Annotated in this window: 21 protein-coding genes; 3 read left to right on the top strand and 18 right to left on the bottom strand. The window is 72.0% G+C overall.

Annotated features, from left to right (window positions below):
- Positions 1–3: 3 nt before the first annotated feature.
- From ACRWK7_RS18515 to ACRWK7_RS18525, 3 genes are all read right to left on the bottom strand, one after another.
- Positions 4–753: an OmpA/MotB family protein gene (locus tag ACRWK7_RS18515; protein ID WP_431857759.1), complete on the bottom strand. Its 750-nt coding sequence runs from the start codon at positions 751–753 to the stop codon at positions 4–6.
- Positions 740–1,534, bottom strand: a complete 795-nt coding sequence (locus ACRWK7_RS18520) for a motility protein A (protein ID WP_431857760.1) — start codon at positions 1,532–1,534, stop codon at positions 740–742. The genes ACRWK7_RS18515 and ACRWK7_RS18520 overlap by 14 nt, the downstream gene beginning before the upstream one ends.
- A gap of 96 nt (positions 1,535–1,630) precedes the next feature.
- Entirely contained in the window at positions 1,631–2,878 is a 1,248-nt protein-coding gene (locus ACRWK7_RS18525; RefSeq protein WP_431857761.1) for a hypothetical protein, read from the bottom strand.
- Between the two features lie 154 nt (positions 2,879–3,032).
- Here ACRWK7_RS18525 and ACRWK7_RS18530 point away from each other — a divergent pair, with 154 nt between their 5' ends.
- On the top strand, positions 3,033–3,650 hold the full coding sequence (locus ACRWK7_RS18530) for a nitrogen fixation protein NifQ (protein ID WP_431857762.1): 618 nt from the start codon (positions 3,033–3,035) through the stop codon (positions 3,648–3,650).
- On the opposite strand, the gene ACRWK7_RS18535 is transcribed toward ACRWK7_RS18530, so the two are convergent.
- The 5 genes from ACRWK7_RS18535 to ACRWK7_RS18555 form a co-directional block, all read right to left on the bottom strand.
- Positions 3,647–5,194: a response regulator gene (locus tag ACRWK7_RS18535; protein WP_431857763.1), complete on the bottom strand. Its 1,548-nt coding sequence runs from the start codon at positions 5,192–5,194 to the stop codon at positions 3,647–3,649. The two genes, ACRWK7_RS18530 and ACRWK7_RS18535, sit on opposite strands and share 4 nt — an antisense overlap.
- Before the next feature lie 11 nt (positions 5,195–5,205).
- Positions 5,206–5,610 carry a response regulator gene (locus tag ACRWK7_RS18540; RefSeq protein ID WP_431857764.1) on the bottom strand — a complete coding sequence of 135 codons (405 nt, stop codon included), beginning with the start codon at positions 5,608–5,610 and terminating at the stop codon, positions 5,206–5,208.
- A 93-nt stretch (positions 5,611–5,703) separates the two neighbouring features.
- Positions 5,704–9,618, bottom strand: a complete 3,915-nt coding sequence (locus tag ACRWK7_RS18545; protein ID WP_431857765.1) for a PAS-domain containing protein — start codon at positions 9,616–9,618, stop codon at positions 5,704–5,706.
- 156 nt (positions 9,619–9,774) lie between these two features.
- Positions 9,775–10,158: a hypothetical protein gene (locus ACRWK7_RS18550; RefSeq protein WP_431857766.1), complete on the bottom strand. Its 384-nt coding sequence runs from the start codon at positions 10,156–10,158 to the stop codon at positions 9,775–9,777.
- Positions 10,159–10,280: 122 nt separating this feature from the next.
- Entirely contained in the window at positions 10,281–10,496 is a 216-nt protein-coding gene (locus ACRWK7_RS18555; protein WP_431857767.1) for a hypothetical protein, read from the bottom strand.
- Positions 10,497–10,712: 216 nt separating this feature from the next.
- Here ACRWK7_RS18555 and ACRWK7_RS18560 point away from each other — a divergent pair, with 216 nt between their 5' ends.
- The gene (locus ACRWK7_RS18560) at positions 10,713–11,105 is read left to right on the top strand and encodes a hypothetical protein (protein WP_431857768.1); all 393 of its coding nucleotides are present in this window, start codon (positions 10,713–10,715) and stop codon (positions 11,103–11,105) included.
- A 61-nt stretch (positions 11,106–11,166) separates the two neighbouring features.
- The gene (locus tag ACRWK7_RS18565; RefSeq protein ID WP_431857769.1) at positions 11,167–11,556 is read left to right on the top strand and encodes a NifB/NifX family molybdenum-iron cluster-binding protein; all 390 of its coding nucleotides are present in this window, start codon (positions 11,167–11,169) and stop codon (positions 11,554–11,556) included.
- A gap of 18 nt (positions 11,557–11,574) precedes the next feature.
- Here the strand turns inward: ACRWK7_RS18565 and ACRWK7_RS18570 are convergent, their stop codons facing one another.
- The 10 genes from ACRWK7_RS18570 to ACRWK7_RS18615 all read right to left on the bottom strand — a co-directional run.
- Complete coding sequence (locus ACRWK7_RS18570) at positions 11,575–13,917, bottom strand: beta strand repeat-containing protein (RefSeq protein ID WP_431857770.1); 2,343 nt, start codon at positions 13,915–13,917, stop codon at positions 11,575–11,577.
- A 301-nt stretch (positions 13,918–14,218) separates the two neighbouring features.
- On the bottom strand, positions 14,219–15,007 hold the full coding sequence (locus ACRWK7_RS18575) for an SDR family NAD(P)-dependent oxidoreductase (RefSeq protein ID WP_431857771.1): 789 nt from the start codon (positions 15,005–15,007) through the stop codon (positions 14,219–14,221).
- Positions 15,004–16,506 carry a glycerol kinase GlpK gene (gene glpK / locus ACRWK7_RS18580; RefSeq protein WP_431857772.1) on the bottom strand — a complete coding sequence of 501 codons (1,503 nt, stop codon included), beginning with the start codon at positions 16,504–16,506 and terminating at the stop codon, positions 15,004–15,006. Before glpK ends, ACRWK7_RS18575 begins: the two co-directional genes overlap by 4 nt.
- Before the next feature lie 158 nt (positions 16,507–16,664).
- A complete protein-coding gene (locus tag ACRWK7_RS18585; RefSeq protein WP_431857773.1) occupies positions 16,665–18,416 on the bottom strand; it encodes an ABC transporter substrate-binding protein in 1,752 nt (583 codons plus the stop codon).
- A gap of 26 nt (positions 18,417–18,442) precedes the next feature.
- Positions 18,443–18,724 (bottom strand): DUF2160 domain-containing protein, encoded by a 282-nt coding sequence (locus tag ACRWK7_RS18590; RefSeq protein ID WP_431857774.1) that lies wholly within the window; start codon positions 18,722–18,724, stop codon positions 18,443–18,445.
- A 10-nt stretch (positions 18,725–18,734) separates the two neighbouring features.
- Positions 18,735–19,532, bottom strand: a complete 798-nt coding sequence (locus ACRWK7_RS18595; RefSeq protein WP_431857775.1) for a carbohydrate ABC transporter permease — start codon at positions 19,530–19,532, stop codon at positions 18,735–18,737.
- Positions 19,533–19,536: 4 nt separating this feature from the next.
- Positions 19,537–20,421, bottom strand: coding sequence for a carbohydrate ABC transporter permease (locus ACRWK7_RS18600; protein WP_431857780.1), 885 nt, complete (start codon positions 20,419–20,421; stop codon positions 19,537–19,539).
- The gene (locus ACRWK7_RS18605; RefSeq protein WP_431857776.1) at positions 20,421–21,503 is read right to left on the bottom strand and encodes an ABC transporter ATP-binding protein; all 1,083 of its coding nucleotides are present in this window, start codon (positions 21,501–21,503) and stop codon (positions 20,421–20,423) included. Before ACRWK7_RS18605 ends, ACRWK7_RS18600 begins: the two co-directional genes overlap by 1 nt.
- A 12-nt stretch (positions 21,504–21,515) precedes the next feature.
- Positions 21,516–22,619, bottom strand: coding sequence for an ABC transporter ATP-binding protein (locus tag ACRWK7_RS18610; RefSeq protein WP_431857777.1), 1,104 nt, complete (start codon positions 22,617–22,619; stop codon positions 21,516–21,518).
- A gap of 16 nt (positions 22,620–22,635) precedes the next feature.
- On the bottom strand, positions 22,636–23,325 hold a 690-nt coding region (locus ACRWK7_RS18615; protein WP_431857778.1), incomplete at its 5' end, for a glycerol-3-phosphate dehydrogenase C-terminal domain-containing protein.

Consider the following 23,325-nt stretch of genomic DNA (forward strand, 5'->3'; position numbering starts at 1 on the left):
AGGCTACTCGCTCGCCTGCAGGGAGATCGCCACCCGCCGGTTGCGCGCGTTCGAGGCCGGGTCGGTCCCCGCCGCGATCGGCCGCGTGTCGGCGTAGCCCACCGCCGACAGACGGCGCGCCGGCACGCCCAGATCGACCAGCGCGCGCACGACGCTGGAGGCGCGGGCGGTGGACACCTCCCAGTTGGAGACGAACCGGCCGCCGGTGGTCGGGACGGCGTCGGTGTGGCCCTCCACCAGGATCTCGCCGGGGGCGGCCAGCAGCACCGGCAGCAGGCGGCGCAGCACGCCGCGGCCGGGGGTGGACAGCTCCACCTGCCCCGGCGCGAACAGGATGGCGTCGCCGATGACGATGCCCACGCGGTTCTGCCGCACGCTGACCGCCACGCCCGGCGGCACCCCGAGATCCGACAGCTTCGCCCGCCAGCGGTCGATCAGCGGCTCCGGCGCCTCCACCGCCACCTGGTCGGGGTCGAGGTGCGGGCGCGGATCCTCACGGATCGGTACGGGTACCGGCTCTGGCGGCGCGGGCTCGTCCGCCGGAACGGTGACCGCCGGCGCCTCGGGGGGCAACGGCGTGGTCGGCAGCTGGTCCTTCAGCGTGGTGATCGCCAGCAGCATGACGAACACCGAGAACAGCAGCGTCACCAGATCGGAGTAGCTGAGCAGCCAGATCTCCTGGTCCTCGTCGGCGTTGGCGGCCGGCATGCGGACCCGCTCCGCCGGCAGCTCGACGGGGTCACGCGGCGCCATGGAGTTCGTCCCTGCGTTCGCGGACGAACTCGGCCAGCGCGTCGGCGACCACCGTCGGCGAGCGGCCGAGCCGCACCAGGAGGATGCCTTCCAGCAGCACGTTCAGCATCGCCACGCGGCGCGCCGTGCGCTGCTCCAGCTTGATGGCGATGGGCTTGAAGACGACGTTGGCGAGGACCACGCCGTACAGCGTGGCGACCAGCGCCACCGACATGTGCTCGCCCACCTGGGCGATGGTGGCGGTCCCCAGCTGCGCCATCATGCCGATCAGCCCGACCAGCGTCGCCAGCAGCCCGAAGGCCGGCGCCAGACCGGCCAGCGTGCGGAACAGCCGGGCCTGCACGGTCTCCTGCTCGATCAGCTTCTGGATGCGCCAGTTCATCACGTGCAGGATGTCGTTGACCGGCGCCGCGTCGGCGATCAGCTGCAGGCCCAGGCGCAGGAACGGGCTCTTCACCTTGGCGCCGTAGGCCTCGGCCTGCTGCACCTGGCCGCGCTGGTACAGGCGGGCGAAGGCGACGACCTCCTCGATGTCGGAGGATATGGAGTCCTCGTCGCGGAAGATGGCGGCGAAGGCGGACAGCGCCGCCCACAGCTCGCGCGCCCGGAACGCCAGCAGCGCCGCCACCGCGATGCCGCCGGCGACGATCACCGCGCCCGTCGGGTTCCACAGGGCCTCCACCCCGTGCCCCATGGCGATGTACACCAGCAGCCCGAGCGCCCCGGTGAGGCCGAGCACGGTCGAGCTGAGGAAGCCGGGAAGTCTGCGCGCCGGGTTCAACACCCACCTCCGACGCTGAGGACATGCATCAAATCAAAGGTATTGCACACCCGGAACGATGCAGCGTCAACGCACATCGGCGGAGGTCAGCTGCGCTCAACCGCCGCGCCCGAACAGGCGGGCCAGCACGCCACCCTTTGGTTTTTCGACCTCCGGCGCCTCGCCCGCCACGATCTCCTCGGGCTCGGTGCGCCCGCGGGACCGGGGCGGCGGCTCGGGAGTCCCGGCGGCCTGACCATGCGCCACCGCGTCGGCGGCATGGCCCTGGAACAGCGCGACGCCGGCCCGGCGGCCGGTCTCGAAGGCGTCCGGGCGTTCGCAGCGCCACAGCACCAGCCGCTCGGGCCCGAATCGCTCGACTCCGGCGCGCAGCAGCGCCTCGGCGTCCGGGATGCCCGGCACCCACAGCGCCTTGACCGCCGCCACCTCGATCCCGCCGAGGTCGAGCGTGCCCAGCGCCGCCAGCGGCACGTGGTCCACCGCCACCGCGAAGCCCAGGTCGGCCAGCCGCGTGGCGGCGGCCACGAAGCGCTCGGACGACAGGCCGGTTTCCCAGCAGGCCAGTTCGGCGGTGAGGCGGCGGCGCATCTCGGCGGGGATGGCGTGCGCCAGCTCGGAAAAGCGGTCGTCCAGCACGGTGGCGGTGTGCAGGTCGATGGCGAGCGGCCGGCGGTCGTGCAGCCGGTCGCGCGCCACGTGGCGCATCAGCCCGCGGTCGAGCCGCGCGAACACCTCGTGCCGCAGCCACGCGTCCCGGCGCAGCGGCAGGTCGAGGCGCGCCTCCAGCTCCTCCATCGACACCGCCAGTTCGGTCAGCACCGGCTCCGGCTGGTCCGGGTCGGCGAAGGACCAGACGGTCTGCTCGCGCACCAGACTTTCGATATCGGCGCCGTGCAGCACCCGCTCGACCTCCAACACCTGGCCCAGCGCCGCGGTGGGAACGCGTTCGGCCGCGGCCAGCGCCCTGGCGCGGTCCAGCGCCTCGGGCGGCGCCACCGCGGCGGCGAGGCGGGCGGCGTCCCTGGTCACGTCCCAGGTGGTGAAGCGCATGGCGCCGAAGCCGTGCTGGCGCAGCACCTGCACCAGCGCCTGCGCCCCGCTCTCCAGCAACGGCGCGGTGTCGGCCGGGGCGAGGATCAGCAGGCGCGGGCCGGGCAGCCGGAACACCTCGCGCTGCCGCGCCCCCAGCCAGCTTTCCAGGTAATGGTCGAGGGTCAGCGAGAAGCGCGGGTCGTCGGCATGCTCGATGCCGCTGAAATCGACCAGCAGGGCCGCCAGCGGCTCCGGCGCATCGCGCAGCGCCGCCAGCCGGGCCAGCACGCCGTGCCCCGCCGCCTGCGCCATCGCCGTCCCTCCCCGCGTGTGGACCCGGAGCCGAGTCTGAGGCGAAAACCCTTTTGGATCAATGGGCGAAATACCACACTCATGAAGGGGCTTTGCTGCACCTGCGAAATAGGTCATCATCCATCGTCCTCCGCCCTTGGGATGGTGCGCCGCCATGCTTCCTCCGGACGAAGAGCTCGACCGCCACCTGTTCGGCCGGATCGTCGATCTGGCCGTGCACGACCCCCGGCCGCTGACGCAGGCGCTGGGCCTCGGCCGGGCCGACCTCACGCGCCTGCTTGGCGTGCACCTGCCGGAACGCGGGGCATTGCTGGAGGGGCTGGACGAGGATACGGGCGAGGACGCGCTGGAGGAGGCCGACCTGCGCGCGCTGCTGCTGGAGCACCGCGCCGGCGACGGGCCGGAGCCGGTCTGGCTGGCCACCATCGTGGCGCGGCGCAGCCTGGAAACGAACCACCTGTGGCAGGACATGGGCTTCGCCGACCGCGGCGAGCTGGGCGCCATGTTCGGCCGGCACTTCCCGTCGCTGGTGGCGCTCAACAGCGGCGACATGAAGTGGAAGAAATTCTTCTACCGCCAGCTCTGCGCGCGCGAGGGCTTCCTGCTGTGCAAATCGCCGCATTGCGAGCGGTGCGACGACTACGACGCCTGTTTCGACGGCGAGAAGGGCGCGCCGTTGCGGGCGGCCGCCCCACAGAGCGGTTTGCGCTCACCTCAAGGCCCCTCTCCCGTCGAGGGACAGGGGTTTGGCAGCGAAGCGGAGAGCCTCTAACCGACGAACGCGCGCAGCCGCTCCACCCCGCGCGCCAGTTGGCCGTCGAGCGTGACGGCGAGGGTGGAGGCCTCCATCCGGCCCTCGTGCGCGGCGTGCTCCAGCGCCACGGCGGTGCGGTGGACGGCGGCGAGACCCACCGTGCCCGCGGTCTTCCTCAGTTCCGCGGCCACGTCGGCCAGTTCCGGCGCGTCGGCGCGCTCCAGCCGGGTGCGCAGGGTGGCGGCGCGGGCCAGGAAGTCGTCGACCAGGGCGCGCACCCGGTCGGCGCCCAGCACTCCTTCCAGCGCGGCCAGCGCCGCGGAATCGAACTCCGCCGCCTCGGGCGGCGGTTCCGGATCGGTCAGGCGGGCGAGCACGCGGGCCAGCGCCGCCGGGTTCACCGGCTTGGGCACGTGGTCGTCCATGCCAACGGCGCGGCAGCGCTCGACGTCCTCCGGCCGGGTGCTGGCGGTGATGGCGATCACCGGCACCTGCGCCTCCGGCCCGCGCAGCGCGCGGATCGCCTGCGTCGCCTCCAACCCGTCGAGGCCGGGCACGTCCAGGTCCATCAGCACGGCGTCGAAGCCGCCGGTCGCCACCAGCCGCACCGCCTGCCGGCCGTCGCCGACGACGGTGACGCGGTGGCCGTCCTTCTCCAGCAGCCAGGCGTTGACGCGCTGGTTCACCGGGTTGTCCTCGACCACCAAGATGCTGAGCGACGGCCGGTCGCGCGGCGCCGTCGGTGCGGCCGGGCCGGGGTCGGCGCCGACGGTGAACCACACCGTGCCGTCCGCACTCAAGCCCACCGCGCCGCCCATCAGGCCGAGGATGCGCCGGCAGACGTGCAGTCCCAGCGCCCGCTCGCCGGCCCGGCCGGGGGGCGTGGGCGCCTCGCCGTCCGCCCCGCCCTCCGCCCCGGCGGCGGTCCAGCGGCGCAGCTCGGCGATCAGGCCGGGGCCAGCCTCGGCGACGGTGAAGCGCAGGCCCTGCCGGCCGCGGTCCAGCGCGGCGACGGCGACCCGCACCGTCAGCACCGGCGCCTCGCCGTCGCGCAGCGCCATGCCCAGCAGGTCGACCAGCACGTGGCGCAGCCACGCCGCGTCGCCCACCACCTTGGCCGGCACCGCCGGATCGATGAAGGATTCGACGCGCATGCCACGCTCCTCGGCGGCCTCGCGCAGCGCCGAGACGGCGCTGCCGACCACCGTTTCGACGGCGAAGGGCTCCTGCTCCAGCCGGAGCTCGTCGGCCTCCAGGCGGGCGAGGTCGGAAAGGTCCTCCAGCAGCAGGCGCAGCGTGCCGACCGAGCGCAGGATGCGCGACACCCGCTCGCGCTCCGTGGGCCCCAGCGGGGCGGCGAGCAGCGGGCGGACGGCGTCGACGATGGCGCCGACCGGCACGCGGATCTCCTGGCTCATGAAGGCGAGCGTGCGGGTCTTGGCGCGCACCGCCTCCTCGGCGCGGACCTGGGCGGCCTCCAGCGCGGCGGTCAGGCGGGCGATCTCCGCGGCGTGCAGGTCGGCGGCGGGGTCGGCGGGCGGTCGGTCGGCGGGCGGGCTCATGGGGGCGGGGCCTAGCGGCCGGCCAGCAGGCGGTCCACGCGCTCCTTCAGCGCGCCGAAGGACGGCGGCTTCACCACGAAGCCGTTGACGCCCAGCGCCATCGCCTTCTTCACGATTTCCGACTCGGTGTGGTTGGTCAGGAAGACCACGGGGGTGCGGCTGTTGGTCACGTCGGGGCTGGCGCGCAGCTGGGCGAGGAACTGCAGGCCGCTCACCGGCTTCATGTCGATGTCGCAGACGACGACGTCGGGGTTGACGCGGATGCACTCGGCCATGCCGGTCTCGCCGTTGTCGGCCTCGGCGATGGTCTTAAAGCCGATCTGCATGAGGATCTGCATGATGGTGCGCCGCACGAACGGCTGATCCTCGATCACGAGGATCGTGTACTGCTCGTAGTCGACGGGTTTCCTGTCCATGCTCATTCCTCCCGTGCCGTTCGGCACCCCCTACCCCGTTCGGACCGTAGCAGGCGCACACCGCCGCGGGCAACTGCGACTCAGACCAACGGCTCACACCAGCTCGGGCGCCCGCCCGCGCGCGAGATCCTGGCGGATCGCCCGTTCGACGCGGGCGAAGGCCGCCCGCAGGCCGGCGGCGCGCCGCTTCGCCGCATCCAGGTCGCCGCCCGCCGCGCAGCGCTCGATGTCCGAGCACAGCGCCGCCAGTTCCACCGCCCCGGCCGTGCGGGCGGCCCCGGCGGCGGCGTGGGCGGCGTGGCGGCAGCCCTCCGCGTCGCCCTCCGCCAAGCCGGCCGCCAGCCGGTCGATCAGCGGCTCGGTGGTCTCCAGGAAGAACAGCAGCAGGTCATGCGCCGCCTCGACGCTGCCGAACGTCTCCGCCACATGACCGAGGTCGAGCACGGCGGCCCCGCTCGCCTTCGGCGGCGGAAGGGCCGGCGCGGCATCCCCGACCGGCCGGCGCAGCGGCAGCGCCTGCGGCAGCCAGCGGGCGATGACCCGCGACAGGCTCTGCAGACCGACCGGCTTCGACAGGAAATCGTCCATGCCGGCGGCGAAGCAGCGCTCGGCGTCGCCGGACAGCGCGTTGGCGGTCAGCGCCACGATGGGCAGGCGCCGCGCCGCGCCGAACGTGCCGTCACGCTCGGCCGCGCGGATCCGGCGGGCCAGCTCCCAGCCGTCGACCTCCGGCATGAAGCAGTCGGTCAGCAGCAGGCCGTGGCCGTCGCGCCGCAGCGCCTCCCAGGCGGCGGCGCCGTTGTCGGCGATCTCGGCGGCGAAGCCCAGCTGCTCCAGCTGCTTGCGGATGACCACCTGGTTGGTCGGGTTGTCCTCCGCCACCAGGATCAGCGCGCCGGCCGCGCGCGCCTCCGCCACCGGAGGCGGCAGCACGGCGCCGACGTCGGCCTCCAGCGCCGCGGGCTCCAACTCGGGGCCCGCGCGGCCGGCGGCGCGGGCCACGGCGGCGCGCAGCACGTCGCGGCGCACCGGCTTGTACAGCACCTCGGCGATGCCCAGCCGCTCGCCGGCCGCGGCGACGCCGCAGTCCTCGCGGCCGGTCGCCAGCACCACGCGGGTGGCGTCCAGCCCCGGAATGCCCGTCAGCGCGTCGACCAGCGCCAGGCCGTCCAGCACGCCCGGGTCATGGTCGAGCACGAGCACCTGCACCGGCGCCTCCGCCGCCTGCGCGGCGCGCAGCGCGTCGAGCCCGTCGGCGGCCCCCGCCGCCACGGCGACCGCTGCCCCCGCCCCGGCGAGCGCCGCGGCGAAGGCGTCGCGCACCACGGCGGTGTCGTCCACCACCAGCACCCGCACCCCCCCGAGGTCGACGGACGGCCCCGCGGGCGCGGCGGCATCGCTGGACGAGGAGGCGCGGGGCAGCGGCACCTCGACCCAGAAGGTGGAGCCGCCGCCGGGCGTGTCGTGCACGCCGATGGCGCCGCCCATCATGTCGACCAGCCGCCGGCAGATCGACAGCCCGAGGCCGCTGCCGCCGAAGCGCCGGGTGGTGGAGGCGTCGGCCTGGGTGAAGGGTTGGAACAGGCGGGCCTTCTGCTCGTCGCTGAGGCCGATGCCGCTGTCGCGCACCTCGAAGCGGACGCCGTCGGGTCCGGCCCCGGGCCGCACCACCACGGCGACGAAGCCGCGCTCGGTGAACTTCACCGCGTTGCCGACGAGGTTCAGCAGGATCTGCCGCAGCCGCACCGGATCGCCGACGCGCGTTCCCTCCCCGTCCATCGCCACGTCGGTGACGAGGTCCAGGCGCTTGTCGCGCGCGCGGGTGGCCAGCAGGTCGGCCACGCCCTCCGTCAGGTCGCGGACCGGGACCGGCACCGCCTCGATGTGCAGGCGCCCGGCCTCGATCTTCGAGAAGTCGAGGATGTCGTCGATGATGGTCAGCAGCGCCGAGGCCGACTCGCGGATGACGCCGAGCACCTTGCGCTGCTCGATGTCGAGCGTGGTGCGCTCCAGCACCTCCAGCATGCCCAGCACGCCGTTCATCGGCGTGCGGATCTCGTGGCTCATGGTGGCGAGGAAGGTGGACTTGGCGTGCGCCGCCTCCTCCGCCTGCGCCAGCGCCTTACGCAGCGCGTCCTCGGCGCGGTGGCGGTCGGTGACGTCGGCGTAGGTGTAGACGTAGCCGCCGTCCGGCATGCCGTTGCCGCGGATCGCCAGCACCGGGCCGTGCGCCAGCTTGATCTCCAGGTCCACCGCCGCGCCGCGCGCGACGTAGGCGGTGATGCGCCGGACCTGCTCCTCGACGTCCACCGGGCCGAAGTCGCCGCGCGACGCCACGAAGCGGACCAGCTCCGCCAGCGTCGGGCGCCCGTCGAGGAGGCCCTCCGGATAGCGCCAGAGCTGGACGTAGCGGTCGTTCCACACCGCGGCGCGCAGGTCGGCGCCGAACATGCACAGCCCGCTGGGCATCGCCTCGACCAGCGCCTGGAGCTGGGCGGTGCGCGCCGCCAGCACCCGCTCCGCCGCCACCTGGGCGGAGATGTCGACGCAGGTCAGCTGGATCGCCCGCTCGCCCATCCAATCGACGGCGCGGGTGGCGATGTCCACCCAGATGTACGACCCGTCGCGCCGCCGCAGCCGGCCGCGGCGCGCCGGCTCGTCGATGGAGGCGCCGGACAGGAAGCGGGCGTTCCAGGCGAGCACCTGCGCGCGCTCCTTCGCGGGCACCAGGTCGTCGAGCAGCGACACGCCCATCAGCGCGCGCGGCTCGTCATAGCCGGTCATCGCCGCGAAGGCGCGGTTGACGAACAGCGCGCGGAAGTCGCGCAGGATCAGGATGCCCTGCACCGACCCCTCGATCAGGTCGCGGAAGCGCGCCTCGCTGTCGCGCAGCGCCGCCAGCGTGCGCATGCGGTCGGTGATGTCGGTGACGGTGATGACCCAGCCGCCGGCCGGCCGCGGCGAGCCGCGGATCTCCATGTCGCGGCCGTCCGAGGTGCGCACCTGGTGGGCGTAGGGCCTGCCGCCGTCCAGCACCCGCCAGCGGCTCTCGACGTACGCGTCGGGGTCGATGTCCGGCAGGTCGCGGCGGGCCCAGTAGCGCAGGTGCTCGGCCGCGTTGGTGTGGGCGGCCATCTCCTCCGGCGTGAAGTTCCAGAACTCCCGGAAGCGCCGGTTGTGCAGCAGGATGTTGCGGTCCTCGTCGATCAGCAGGACGGCGCTGGGCATCGCCTCCACCGCGTCGTGCAGGTGGCCGGCGATGGTGGCGGCCTCGGTCTCGGCGTGCACGCGCTCGGTCACGTCGATGACGGTGGTCAGCACCGCCGGGCCGTCCGTCCACTCGACCACGCGGTCGATCAGGTCGAGCCACAGCGCGCCGCCGTCGCGCCGCCGGCCCCGCACCCGCTGCGCGTCGGGCGCCTCGTCGCCGGCCATCAGGGCGATGTACGACTTCCACGCGCGCGCCCGGTCCTCCGGCGCGATCAGCCCCTTGACGTCGGGCAGCGCCATCACCTCCGCGGCGGCGCCGAAGCCGTGGATGCGCGCGAACGCCTCGTTGGCGAACAGCGGGACGAAGCGGCGGTGGACCAGGATGCCCTGGGACGCCCCCTCGATCAGGCCGCGGAAACGCGCTTCGCTCTCGCGCAGCGCCTCCTCCCGCCGCCGGCCTTCGGCGAGGGTGGGCTCGACGGCGTCGTTGGCGGCGGCGAGGACGATCGGGGGCGCGTCCGGCACGCGGTCGGCCGCCTCCGGCGGGCGGCGGACGACGGCAACGCCGAGAGCCAGCACGGCCAGCGCGCCGGCCAGCGACGCCGCCACCGCGCCGGCGAGCAGCGGCCGCAGCGACTCGGAGGCCGCGCCATCGGGCACCGCGCCGAGCGCCAGCACGCCCAGCAGCGCCGCCACCAGCGTCAACACCAGCGTCAACACCAGCGTCAATACCAGCGCCAGCGCGCCGGCCGTTCCCGCCAGCCGGCGCCGTGCCACCCCGGACCGTTTGCCGCCCATCCGCCTCCCTCGCCTCGACATCCGGGCGGCAGTTTATCAACCGTCGCACGTGGTGGCGACCCCCCGTTGGTCATGCACGCGTGTGCATACGGCCGCACCCCGTCTACGGTTGCGCGACGCGATAACGCAGTGGGGAAAAGGGGCCGGGGCGCCGCTTCAGTGCGGCTGTCGCCTGCCCCCGAACAGGGCGCACAGCAGGGCGGCGAGCCACCGCCGTTCCGGGTGGATCTCGTTCATGGTGACGGCGCGACCGGCGTAGGACAGCGCGGCGTGCGCCGCGGCCACGGGATCCGGGCACGGCTCGCCGTCGATGCGGAAGGCGCCGATCATCCCGATCAGCTCGCGCTGCGCCGCCAGCGGCGGCACGATCATCAGGTAGCGCGCGGTGTTGACCGGATCCTGCCCGGCCCGCTCCAGCAGGGTGGCCATGGTCACCGGGACGCCGTCCTCGCCGCCCATGGGGAAGGCGAGGAACCGCTTGGCGCGTTCCTCCACCGCCTCCGACCAGCCGGCGGTGGCCGTGATCAACGGATTGAACAAACCTGCCTCCCTGGACCGTGGGGTGCAAGGAGACAGATCGTTCAGTGTGCAAACGGCTTCAAGGTCCGTCACCACATCGTGATGCCGGTGCGGGCGCGGCCTATGCGGAACGGCCGGGCGGGTCAATTCGTCGCGGGGTCGGCCTCGGCGAAGGCCCAGGGGCTGGAGCGGCGCTGGCGCCGCTGGCGGCGGGTCAGCGCGTCGGCGACGGGGGCAAGCTCGGCGAACACGTCGTCGCGGGACAGCCCATCGCGGCGCAGCACCGCTTCCGCCACGGGGTCGTCAAGGAGATCGGCAACGCGGCATCGCCACGCCTGCGGGGAGTGCAGTCCGTTCATGGCTGGTCTCGTTGTCGTTTGGATGGGCCGGACCCTACCCGCCCTGCCCCGCCGCCGCAACGCCACGAACGGTTGATGACCGTCGGGGCATGCCCCCATCGCACGCTTGACGGCTCCCATCCGGACACCCCCTCCGGGCATGCCGCCCCGGCTGTCACGCGGCGGCGGCGCGTGCTAGACTCGGGCTCGAAAACCACAGCCCCGGCGGCCCCCCTCATGTACGACGGCATCACGCGGAACGAGTTCGAACGGCTGTGGAAGGCCTTCCTGGACCAAGCCAGCAACGACTTCGGCACCCGCGCCGAGGCGGAGGCGATGCGCACCGCGCTCCTCGACCAGAACGACGCGTTCCGCAGCCTGATCACTGCCACCCGGCAGGCGCAGGGCCAGATCGAGACGCTGCACAGGCAGCAGCAGGCCCTGCACGCGCAGATCGCGGCGCTGAGCGCGGTGTGCGGCACGCTGGCGCGCGGCCTGACGGCGGCCGGCGTCGCCCCGACGGAGCTCCGCGCCGCCATCGACAGCGCGCGCACCGTGCTGCCGGACTCCATGCGCGACGACGGCGCGCCGGCCATCGACGCGGTGCTGGCGCTCATTCCGCGGGAGTAGCCATAATTTTTTTATGGTCTATAGTCGTGGTCCCAGGGGTACAGCCGCAGGGGGAATCACGATGCGGGTCGCCGTCGCCACGCCGGATTACCAGACCGTCGGAGGCCACGCCGGGCAGGCGCGGCGCTGGCTGGTGTTCGAGGCCGCCCCCGGTCGCACGCCGACCCTGGCCGGCCAGGTCGAGCTGAGCAAGGAGCAGGTCTTCCACCACTGGCGCGACGAGGCGGGGGCGCACCCGCTGGACGGCATCGCGGCGGTGATCGCCGCGTCGGCCGGCGAGGGCTTCCTGCGCCGCATGGAGAAGCGCGGCGGCGTCGCCGTGATGACCGGCGAGACCGACCCCGCCGCCGCGGTGGCCGCGTGGTGCGCGGACGCCGTCACGCCGCCCAGGCCGCGCCCGATCGGACGGCTGCTGTGCAAGGTGCGCGACCTGTTCTCCGAACACCGCTGAGCGGTCGCCGCCGGCTCCCTAGTATTGCAGCGCGGTGGCATAGGCGTTGAGCTGGGCGGGCGACATCACCTGCGTCTGGGTCTGGGTGAGGCCCTGCACCTGCGTGCGGGTCATCGCCAGGATGTTGTCCGCCGACAGCGCGGTGACCTGGTAGTTGCTCAGGCTGCCGATCTGCGCCGCCGACAGCACGCTGACCTGGGTCGTCGACAGCGTGCCGATGATGTCGCGGCTGAGCGACGAGACCTGCGTGTTGTTGAGCGACGAGATCGACGCGAACTGCAGCGACGAGAACTGGCTGGTCGACAGCGCCCCGATCTGGGTGCCGGACAGCGCGGACAGCTGCGTCCCCGACAGGTTGAACAGGACGTCGGCGTTCAGCCCCTGCACCGCCGCGGTGGTCAGCGACGACACCTGCGTGGTGGACAGCGTCGCGAACTGGGTGTTGCTCAGCGAGGACATCTGGGTGGCGGTCAGGCCGCCCAGCTGCGACGTCGACAGCGTCGCCGGACCGAGCGCGGAGAGCTGCGACGAGGTGAACCCGCTCACCTGCGTGGCCGACAGCGTGGACAGCTGTGTGGTCGTCAGCGCCGTCAGGCCGCTGGTGCTCAGCCCGCCGATGGCGCTGCTGGTCAGCGAGGCGAGCTGGGTGGTGGTCAGGGAGGTGATCTGGGTGGTGGTCAGCGAGGCGGCCTGCGCCGAGTTCAGGCCGGCGAGCTGCGTGGTGCTCAGCGACGCCGGGCCACCGGTGCCGAGCACCGCGAACTGCTCGACGGTCAACCCGGAAAGCTGGGTGGCCGACAGGGCGTTGATCTGGTCGGTGGTCAGCGCCGCGACGGCTGTGGTGGTCAGGCCGGACACCGCGGCGCTGGACAGCGCGGCGACCTGACTGGTGGACAGCTCGCCGACGTCGGCGGTGGTCAGCCCGCCGAGCTGGCCCGACGTCAGGCCGGACAGCTGCGTGGCCGCCAGGGCCGCCACCTGGGTGGAGGTCAGCGCCGACAGGCCGGAGGAGGACAGCCCGGAGAGCTGCGTCGCCGTCAGCACGCCCAGTTGCGTGGTGGTCAGCGTCGCCACGCCGCTGGTGCCGAGCGATCCCGTCTGCTCCGTGGTCAGGCCGCGCAGCTGGGTGGTCGTCAGCAGGCCGAGGCCGGTGGTGCCCAGCGCGGAGAACTGCGTCGCCGCCAGGGCCCCGATCTGGCTGGAGCCCAGCGCGGAGACCTGCGTCCCGGTCAGCGCCGCGACGTTCGCGGAACTCAGCGCCGAGACTTGCGACGTCGTCAGCGCCGAGACCTGGGTGGCCGACAGCTCGCGGATGTCGGCGGTGCTCAACGCCGCCACCTGAGCGGTGCTCAGCCCCTGGAGCTGGCTGGCGCCGAGCGCCGCGACCTGGGTGCCGGTCAGCGCCGACAGGCCCGACGTGCTCAGGCTGCCGATCTGGCTGGAACTCAGCGCCGCGACCTGCGACGTGGTCAGGCCGCCGACCTGCTCGGTGGTCAGCGCGGCCAGCTGGGTGGTGGTCAGGCCCTTCGCCTGCGTCGCCGTCAGCGCCGCCACGTCCGTGGCGTCCAGGGACGCCAGCTGCGCGGTGCTCAGCGTGCCGACCTGGGTCGCCGAGAGCGCGGCGAACTGCGTGGAGGTCAGCGCGTTGGTCTGCGCGGTGGTCAGCGCCGCCACCTGGTTGGTGGTCAGGCCGCGGACCTGCGCGGTGCTCAGCCGGGCGATGGCGGCGGTGTCGAGCGCGCCGATCTGCGCGGTGCTCAGGACGCCCAACTGCGTCGCCGTCAGGCCGGCGAGCTGCCCCGAAGACAGCGTGGTGATCTGGTCGGTGGACAGCACCGCCACCTGCGCCGTGCTCAGGCCGCCGACCTGCGTCGCGGTCAGCGCGCCCAGCTGCGTCGTGGTCAGCGCGCCCAGCTGGGTGGCGGTCAGCCCCTTGATCTGCGTCGTGCTCAGCTGGGCGATGTCGCCGGTGTCCAGCACGCCGAGCTGCGTCGTGGTCAGCGCGCCCAGCTGGGTGGCGGTCAGGCCGGCGAACTGGCTGGACGACAGGGCATTGATGTCTTCGGTCTCCAGCGCCTGCACCTGCGTGCTGCTGAACACCGCCAGCTGCGCCGCGCTGAAGCTGACCTGGCTGAAGTCGAACGCCTTGATCTGCTCCGTCGACAGTCCGCCCACCTGCGTCGTGGTCAGCGCGCCCACCTGGCTGCTGGTCAGCGCGGTGATCTGGGTGGTGGACAGCGCGTCGATCTGCGACGTCGTCAGCACCTTCATGTCGGAGGTCGACAGGCTGGCCAGCGAGGTGGTGGTCAGGGACGAGAACTGCGTCCGCGTGAGGTACGATATGGGGTTGATCGATACCATGTGACGTCCCCCTGCCCGCCGATGACACGCGATCGGCTTTTGCCGACCGAAAACACCGAACGGCCGCCGCAGCCCTTCCGCGGAGCGGAAGGACGCCGGGGCCGCACGATTCGCCATTCCAGGCCATCACCTTAAAGGCGCAATGGTTTAGGTTGTGTTAATTGCGCAGTCCAGGCTCGCCGACGCTTCAGGATCCCGCCAATTCACGCCCTTAGAGAGGTAACTATTGGCGCACAGAATTTTAGAGAAATGGGACGGGAATGCTGACGACGCCGGGGAGGTGGGCGGCATCGTCTCCGAATCACGGCATCAGCTGGCCGCCGTTGACCTCGATGGTCTGGCCGGTGACGTAGCCGGCAAGCCGTTCCGAGGCGAGGAAGAGGTACGCGCCGACGCAATCCTCCGCGGTGCCGAGCCGGCCCAGCGGGATGCGCGCCGCGGTGGCGGCCAGCTTCTCCGGAGTCGAGTAACGGCCGTGGAAGTCGGTGTCGATGGTGCCGGGCGACACCGCGTTGACGCGGATGCGCACCGGCGCCAGCTCCGCCGCCAGCGAGCGGGTGAAGGTCGCCACGAACGCCTTCGACGCGCTGTAGACCGACGAGCCCGGGCTGCCGCCGGTGCGCGCCGAGATCGACACGGTATTGACGATCGCCCCGCCGCCGGCCGCCGTCAGCGCCGGCAGCGCCCGCCGGCAGGCGACCACCACCGAGCGCAGGTTGAGGTCCATCACCTCGTCCAGGAAGGCGTCGTCCATCGCCGCCAGCGGCGTGCGGCCGACCATGGTGCCGGCGTTGTTGACCAGCACGTCGAGGCCGCCCAGCGCGTCCACCGCGCCGTCCACCACCGCCGTCACCTCGGACGGGCGGCGGAAGTCGCCGGCGAGCAGGCGCACGTCGGCGCCGCCGGCCGCCAGCTCCGCCACCAGACGCTCCCCGGATTCGCGGCTGGCCGAGGCGTGCAGGGCCACCCGCGCGCCCAGCCCAGCGAAGGCCGCCGCCACCGCGGCGCCGATGCCGCGGCTGGAGCCGGTCACCAGCACCCGCTTGCCGCGCAGGTCGTCGCCCAACGCGCTCGCCGCCCACCCGCTCATGCCATCTTCCCCGCGCGCCGCACCCGCTCCACCGCGTCGAGCCAGCCGCCGTACAGCCGGTCGCGCTTCGCCGCCTCCATGCGCGGCTCGAAGCGCCGTTCGCAGCGCCACGCCCCGGCCACCGCCGCTTGGTCGGGGTAGAGCCCGACCTTCAGCCCGGCGAGGCACGCCGCGCCCAGCGCGGTCGTCTCGATCACCGCCGGCCGCTCGACCGGCACCTCCAGCATGTCGGCGAGGAACTGGCATAGCCAGTCGTTGGCCGCCATGCCGCCGTCCACCCGCAGCGCCCCGGCCGGCGCCGGCCAGTCGGCGCGCATGGCGTCGCGCAGGTCGCGCGTCTGGTAGGCCACCGCCTCCAGCGCCGCGCGGGCGATGTGCGCCGGCCCGGTGTCCAGCGTCAGGCCGGAGATCGCGGCGCGCGCGTGCGGGTCCCAGTGCGGCGCCCCCAGGCCGACGAAGGCCGGCACCAAGTAGACGCCGTGGCTGTCCGGCACGCGGGTGGCGAGGTCGTCGGTCTGCGAGGCGTGCGTGATGATGCCCAGCCCGTCGCGCAGCCATTTGACCGCCGCGCCGGCGACGAAGATCGACCCCTCCAGCGCGTAGGTCGGCCTGCCCTCCAGCCGGTAGGCGACGGTGGTCAGCAGGTTGTTGCCGGAGCGCACCGGCTCCGCCCCGGTGTTGAGCAGCGCGAAGCAGCCGGTGCCGTAGGTGGACTTGACCATGCCCGGCTCGAAGCAGGCCTGCCCGAAGGTCGCCGCCTGCTGGTCGCCGGCGATGCCGGTGATGGGGACGGGCCGGCCGAGCAGGTCCGCGGTGGCGGCGCCGAACTCGGCGCTGCTGTCCAGCACGTCCGGCATCATGGCGCGCGGCACGCGGAACAGCGCCAGCAGCTCGTCGTCCCAGTCCTGCCGGTGGATGTCGAACAGCAGCGTGCGCGAGGCGTTGGTGGCGTCGGTGGCGTGCACGGCGCCGCCGGTCAGGCGGTGCAGCAGGAAGCTGTCGATGGTGCCGAAGCACAGCTCGCCGCGCTCCGCCCGGGCGCGGGCGCCGGGCACGGCGTCGAGGATCCAGGCGATCTTGGTGGCCGAGAAATAGGCGTCGATCAGCAGGCCGGTCCTGGCCTGGACCAGCGGCAGGAAGCCCTCCTCCACCAGGGTGCGGCAGGCGTCGGCGGTGCGGCGGTCCTGCCAGACGATGGCGTTGTGGATGGGAGCGCCGGTGGCGCGGTCCCACACCACGGTGGTCTCGCGCTGGTTGGTGATGCCGATGGCGGCGATGTCCGACGCGGCGAGACCGGCGGCGGCGGCCGCCTCGCGCATCACGGCGACGGTGTCGCGCCAGATGTCCTCGGGGTCGTGCTCGACCCAGCCGTCGGCGGGGTAGTGCTGCGCGAACTCCCGCCGCGCGACGCCGGCGGGCTGGCCCTGCGCGTCGAAGACGATGGCGCGGGTGGACGTGGTGCCCTGGTCGATGGCCAGGACGTGGGCGGGCGTGGGCATGGTCGGCGTCCCTGGAGTTCATGGCGTTGGGCCCCCACCCAACCCTCCCCCATCTTCGACGGGGGAGGGCATACTAACCTGCCCCCGCGCAGTGGGGGAAGGAGGGGCCCGCGGCGAAGCCGTGGGAGGAAGGGGGCCCGCCGCGCGAGCCCCCATGCTCACTTCATCGCCGCCTTCTTGGGCGGATTGGCCGGCCACGACTTGATCAGCTCGTCGTAGTCGACGGTCTCGCCCTTCGGCTTCTCGTTGGCCAGCTTGCGTTGCGGCGCGATGTTGCCGTCCTTCTCCGCCTTGGCGAACCAGAACTCGGGCTTCTCCTTCTTGTTCAGCTTCGGCCCGCACTCGCCCTGCACGCCGGACTTCTCCAGGCGCTCGAGCACCGAATCCTGCGCGGCGGCCAGGGCGTCCATGGCGGCCTGCGGGGTCTTGGCGCCCGACGAGGCGTCGCCGATGTTCTGCCACCAGAGCTGCGCCAGCTTCGGGTAGTCCGGGATGTTGACGCCGGTCGGCGTCCACTGCACGCGCGCCGGCGAGCGGTAGAACTCGATCAAGCCGCCCAGCTTGGGCGCGCGCTCGGTGAAGCTCTTGTCCCAGATGTCGCTCTCGCGGATGAAGGTCAGGCCGACGTGGCTCTTCTTCAGGCTGACCGCCTTCGACATGGTGAACTGGGCGTACAGCCAGGCGGCCTTGCGGCGTTCCAGCGGCGTGGACTTCAGCAGCGTCCACGAGCCGGCGTCCTGGTAGCCGAGCTTCATGCCGTCCTTCCAGTAGGCGCCGTGCGGCGACGGGGCCATGCGCCACTTCGGCGTGCCGTCGGCGTTCACCACCGGCAGGCCGGGCTTCACCATGTCGGCGGTGAAGGCGGTGTACCAGAAGATCTGCTGGGCGACGTTGCCCTGCGCCGGCACCGGGCCGGATTCCGAGAAGGTCATGCCGGCGGCCTGCGGCGGCGCGTACTTCTTCAGCCACTCCACGTACTTGGCGATGGAGTAGACGGCGGCCGGGCCGTTGGTGTCGCCGCCGCGCTCGACCGACGAGCCGACCGGGCGGCAGCCCTCCATGCGCACGCCCCACTCGTCCACCGGCTTGCCGTTGGGGATGCCCTTGTCGCCGTTGCCGGCCATGGACAGCCAGGCGTCGGTGAAGCGCCAGCCCAGGGACGGGTCCTTCTTGCCGTAGTCCATGTGGCCGTAGACCTTAACGCCGTCGATCTCCTTCACGTCGTTGGTGAAGAACTCGGCGATGTCCTCGTAGGCCGACCAGTTGACCGGCACGCCCAGCTCGTAGCCGTACTTGGCCTTGAACTTCTGCTTCAGGTCGGCGCGCTGGAACCAGTCGTAGCGGAACCAGTAGAGGTTGGCGAACTGCTGGTCGGGCAGCTGGTACAGCTTGCCGTCCGGGCCGGTGGTGAAGGACTTGCCGATGAAGTCGTCGACGTCCAGGCTGGGGAGCGTGACGTCCTTGCCCTCGCCGGTCATCCAGTCGCTCAAGGGCACCGCCTGCTTGTAACGGAAGTGCGTGCCGATCAGGTCGCTGTCGTTGATCCAGGCGTCGTAGATGTTCTTGCCCGACTGCATCTGCGTCTGGATCTTCTCGACGACGTCACCCTCCTGGATGAGGTCGTGGCGCAGCTTGATGCCGGTGATCTCGCTGAACGCCTTGGCCAGAACCTTGGATTCGTACTCGTGCGTGGTGATCGTCTCGGAGACGACGTTGATCTCCATGCCGGCGAAGGGCTTCGCGGCGTTGACGAACCACTCCAGCTCCTTGAGCTGCTCCTCCTTCGACAGCGTCGAGGGCTGGAACTCGCTGTCCACCCAGCGGCGCGCCGCCTCCATGTCGGCGAACGCCGGCGCCGAACCGATCAGCAGGGCCGCCGCGGACGCGGTGGCCAGACAGAGTTTGCGCATGGTTTCCTCCCTTCCCCAGTTTTGATTCACACCCAGCGGAACACCGCCGCCGCGTAGAGCAGCGCCAGCCCCGACGCGATCTCCAGCTCCGGGCCGACCAGCCCGAGCCACGCGAGATGGATGAAGGCGCTGCCGAGCAGCGCGATGAACAGCCGGTCGCCGCGCGTGGTGGTGATCCCCAGGATCCCCGGCCGCGCGATCTCCGGCCGGTTGACGGCCAGCGCGGTCAGCAGCGCCAGCAGGCCGGCGACCACGGCGAAGAACACGCCGGTCTGCCACGTCCAGGCCATCCAGGCGAGGTGTTCCATGGCTTCCTCCTCACACCCGGCCGAGGGCGAAGCCCTTGGCGATGTAATTGCGCACGAACCAGATCACCAAGGCGCCCGGCACGATGGTCAGCACGCCGGCCGCGGCCAGCAGGCCCCAGTCCATGCCGGCGGCGGACACCGTGCGGGTCATGGTGGCGGCGATGGGCTTGGTGTCCACCGAGGTCAGCGTGCGCGCCAGCAGCAGCTCGACCCAGCTGAACATGAAGCAGAAGAAGGCGGTGACGCCGATCCCGCTGGCCACCAGCGGCGTGAAGATCTTCACGAAGAAATGCGGGAAGCCGTAGCCGTCGAGGTACGCGGTCTCGTCGATCTCGCGCGGCACGCCGGACATGAAGCCTTCGAGGATCCACACCGCCAGCGGCACGTTGAACAGGCAGTGCGCCAGCGCCACGGCGAACGGCGTGTCGAACAGCCCGATGGCCGAGTACAGGTTGAAGAACGGCAGCGCGAACACCGCCGGCGGCGCCATGCGGTTCGACAGCAGCCAGAAGAACAGGTGCTTGTCGCCAACGAAGCGGTAGCGCGAGAAGGCGTACGCCGCCGGCAGCGCCAGCGCGATCGACAGCACCGTGTTCAGCGCCACGTACTGCAGCGAGTTGATGTAGCCCGAGTACCAGGACGGATCGGTGAATATCTTCGTGTAGTTCTCGAACGTCAGAGTGTGCGGCCACAGCGTCAGGCCGCTGACGATCTCCGAATTGGTCTTCAGGCTCATGTTGACGAGCCAGTAGATCGGCAGCAGCAGGAAGACGATGTAGAGGCCCAGCACGATCCGCGCGCGCAGCATGGCTCTAGCTCCTTTGCGAATCCATGCGGGTCATCACCGTGTAGAAGACCCAGCAAACCGCGAGGATGATCAGGTTGTAGACGATGGACAGCGCCGCCGCCTTGCCCAGGTCGAACTGGCCGAGCGCCAGCTTGACGAGGTCGATGGAGACGAAGGTGGTCGAGTTGCCGGGGCCGCCGCCGGTGACGACGAACGGCTCGGTGTAGATCATGAAGCTGTCCATGAAGCGCAGCAGCACGGCGATCAGCAGCACCCGGCGCATCTTCGGCAGCTGGATGTTGCGGAAGATCGCCCAGCGCGACGCGCCGTCGATGCGCGCCGCCTGATAGAAGGCGTCGGGGATGGAGCGCAGCCCGGCGTAGCACAGCAGCGCCACCAGCGAGGTCCAGTGCCACACGTCCATGGTGACGATGGTCACCCACGCCGACAGCGGGTCGGCCGTGTAGTTGTAGGAAATGCCCAGGTGGTTCACCACCCACCCCAGCAGGCCGATGTCCTCGCGGGCGAAGATCTGCCAGATGGTGCCGACGACGTTCCAGGGGATCAGCAGCGGCAGCGCCAGCACCACCAGCGTTGCCGCCACCCGCCAGCCCTGGCGCGGCATGCTCAAGGCCACGGCGATGCCCAGCGGCACCTCGATGGCGAGGATCAGGAACGAGAACAGCAGGTTGCGCCACAGCGCGTCGAAGAAGCGCCCGCCCAGGTCGGTGGAGGGGTCCAGCAGCTCCTGGTACCAGCCGATGCCGTTCCAGAAGAACTGGTTGTTCCCGAACGTGTCTTGGACCGAGTAGTTGACCACCGTCATCAGCGGCACGATCGCCGAGAAGGCGACGATCAGCAGCACCGGCAGGACGAGCAGCCATGCTCCCTGGTTGACCGGCTTGTCCATCATGCCGCCTCCCCTTCCACCAGATGCCCGTCGGCGTAGACGTGCACCATGTCCCGCTCGAACGTCAGCGAGGCTTCGTCGCCCACCAGCGGCATCGCCTCCGGCACCGTCGCCGCCATCGGGATGCCGGCCAGCTCCACCTTGGCGAGGCGGACGCGGCCCAGGTCGTCGATGCGGCGCACCCGCACCGGCACGCCGGAACCTGCTGGGCCGAGCGTCGCGAACTCCGGCCGCACGCCGATCTCGACGCGGTTCGCCGCGATGGGCGGGTAGCCGCGCGCCAGCCGGATCTCGTGCCCGCCGACGTGCGCGGTGCGGCCGTAGACGGTCGCCGGCAGCACGTTCATGCCGGGCGAACCGATGAAGTGGCCGACGAAGACGTGCGCCGGGCGCTCGAACAGCTCCTGCGGGCGGCCCATCTGCACCACCGCGCCGTCGTGCATCACCACCACCGTGTCGGCGAAGGTCATCGCCTCGGTCTGGTCGTGCGTCACGTAGATCATCGTCAGGTCGAGCGCGCGGTGCAGCGCCTTCAGCTTGGACCGCAGCTCCCACTTCAGGTGCGGGTCGATGACGGTCAGCGGCTCGTCGAACAGGATGGCGGCGACGTCCGGACGCACGAGGCCGCGGCCCAGCGAGATCTTCTGCTTGGCGTCCGCCGTCAGGCCGCTGCCGCGCCGCTTGAGGTCGGGCGTGAGGTCGAGCAGCTCGGCGATCTCGCGCACCCGCGCGTCCACCGCCAGCCCGCGCAGGCCGCGGTTGCGCAGCGGGAAGGCGAGGTTCTCGTACACCGTCATGGTGTCGTAGACGACCGGGAACTGGAACACCTGGGCGATGTTGCGCGCCTCGGTCGGCAGCCCGGTCACGTCCTTACCGTCGAACAGCACCCGCCCCTCGCTGGGCACCAGCAGGCCGGAGATGATGTTCAAGAGCGTGGTCTTGCCGCAGCCCGACGGCCCGAGCAGCGCGTAGGCGCCGCCCTGCCGCCAGACGTGGTCCATCCGCTTCAGCGCGTAGTCCTGCGGCCCCCTGGGGTTGGGGACGTAGCTGTGCGCCAGGTTCTGAAGGTCGATGCGGGCCATGCTCCCCTCCCCTCACGCCGCCACGGCCAGCGGCGGCGCGGCCGCGAGCGTGCCGTCGTGCCCGAAGGCGAAGACGCGGCGCGGGTCGATGAAGACCTCGATGCGCTCGCCCGGTTCCACGTCCAGCACGCCGCGCGACACCGCCACCCAGCGGTCGCTGCCGCCGTCGGCGCGCGGCACGTCCACGTGCACGAAGCTCTCGGAACCGGTGATCTCGCTGACCGCCACGGTGCCGGTCACCGCGATCGCCTCGGCGTCGGGGCGGCGCAGGTACAGGTAGTCGGCGCGGAAACCGACGGTGTAGGTGTCGTCCGGCAGCCCGGCCAGCACGCCGCGCGCCGCCTCGGCGTCGCCGGTGTCCAGCACCACCTGGGCGCCGCGCTTGTGCACCCGCATGGTGTTGAGCGGCGGGTCGGAGAACACGCGCGCGCTGGTGATGTTGGCCGGGCGGCGGTAGACGTCCGGCGTGCGGCCGAACTGCGCCAGCCGTCCCTCCCACAGCGTCGCCGTGTTGCCGCGCAGCAGCAGCGCCTCCGCCGGCTCGGTGGTGGCGTAGACGAAGACGGCACCGCTGGCGGCGAAGATCTTCGGCAGCTCCTCGCGCAGCTCCTCGCGCAGCTTGTAGTCCAGGTTGGCCAGCGGCTCGTCGAGCAGCACCAGCTGCGCGTCCTTGACCAGCGCGCGGGCGATGGCGGTGCGTTGCTGCTGGCCGCCCGAGAGCTGCGCCGGCGTGCGGTCCAGGTAGGGCTCCAGCTTCAGCAGCCGGGCGGCCTCGCGGACCTTGCGATCGATCTCGGCCTTCGGACGGCGGGCGACGCGCAGCGGCGAGGCGATGTTCTCGTACACCGTCAGCGAGGGGTAGTTGATGAACTGCTGGTAGACCATGGCGACCGAGCGCTGGCGCACGTGCACGCCGGTCACGTCGCGCCCGTCCACCAGCACGCGCCCGGCCGAGGGCTTGTCCAGCCCGGCCATCAGCCGCATCAGCGACGTCTTGCCGGACAGCGTCGGGCCCAGCAGCACGTTCAGCGAGCCGCGCTCCAGCGTCAGCGACACCTGCTCGATGTGGGTGTGCCCGCCCACATGCATGCTGACCGTGTCCAGGACCAGGCTCACCGCGTCGTTCCTCCCGTCATTCCGCCGCCGCATCGATGCTCGCGCGCGCCGCGGCCATGAAATCCTCGAGTTCCCGCACCTCGGCCGGCGCCAGCCGCAGGCCGAGCTTAGAGCGGCGCCACAGCACGTCCTCGGCCGTCTGCGCCCACTCCTCCGCCATCAGGTAGCGGACCTCCGCTTCCGTCAGGTCCGCCCCGAAGCGCCGCCCCAGGTCCGTCGCGCGCGTGGCGCTGCCCAGCAGCACGCGCGTGCGGGTGCCGTAGGCGCGCACCAGCCGCGCCATGTGCTCCGGCTCGACGAAGCGGTAGCGGGCGCGCAGCTCCGTAATCAGCGCCCCGGTTCCGTCCACCGCGAAGTCGCCGCCCGGCATCGGCGCCCGGTCCGACCAGGAGCCGTTGGCCAGGGGCAGGTGCGGCGCCAGCTTCGCCAGCGCCGCCTCGGCGAGCTTGCGGTAGGTGGTGATCTTGCCGCCGAACACGCTCAGCAGCGGCGCCCCGCCCTCCGGCGTGTCCAGCGCCAGCACGTAGTCGCGCGTCGCCGCCTGCGCCGCCGAGGCGCCGTCGTCGACCAGCGGCCGCACGCCGGAATAGCTCCACACCACGTCTTGCGCGCGGACCGGCGTGGCGAAGTACTCGCCCGCCGCCGCGCACAGGTAGGCGATCTCCTCGGCCGTGGCCTGCACCGCCGCCGGATCACCCTGGTAATC

The sequence above is a fragment of the Azospirillum sp. genome (genome assembly GCF_050789165.1).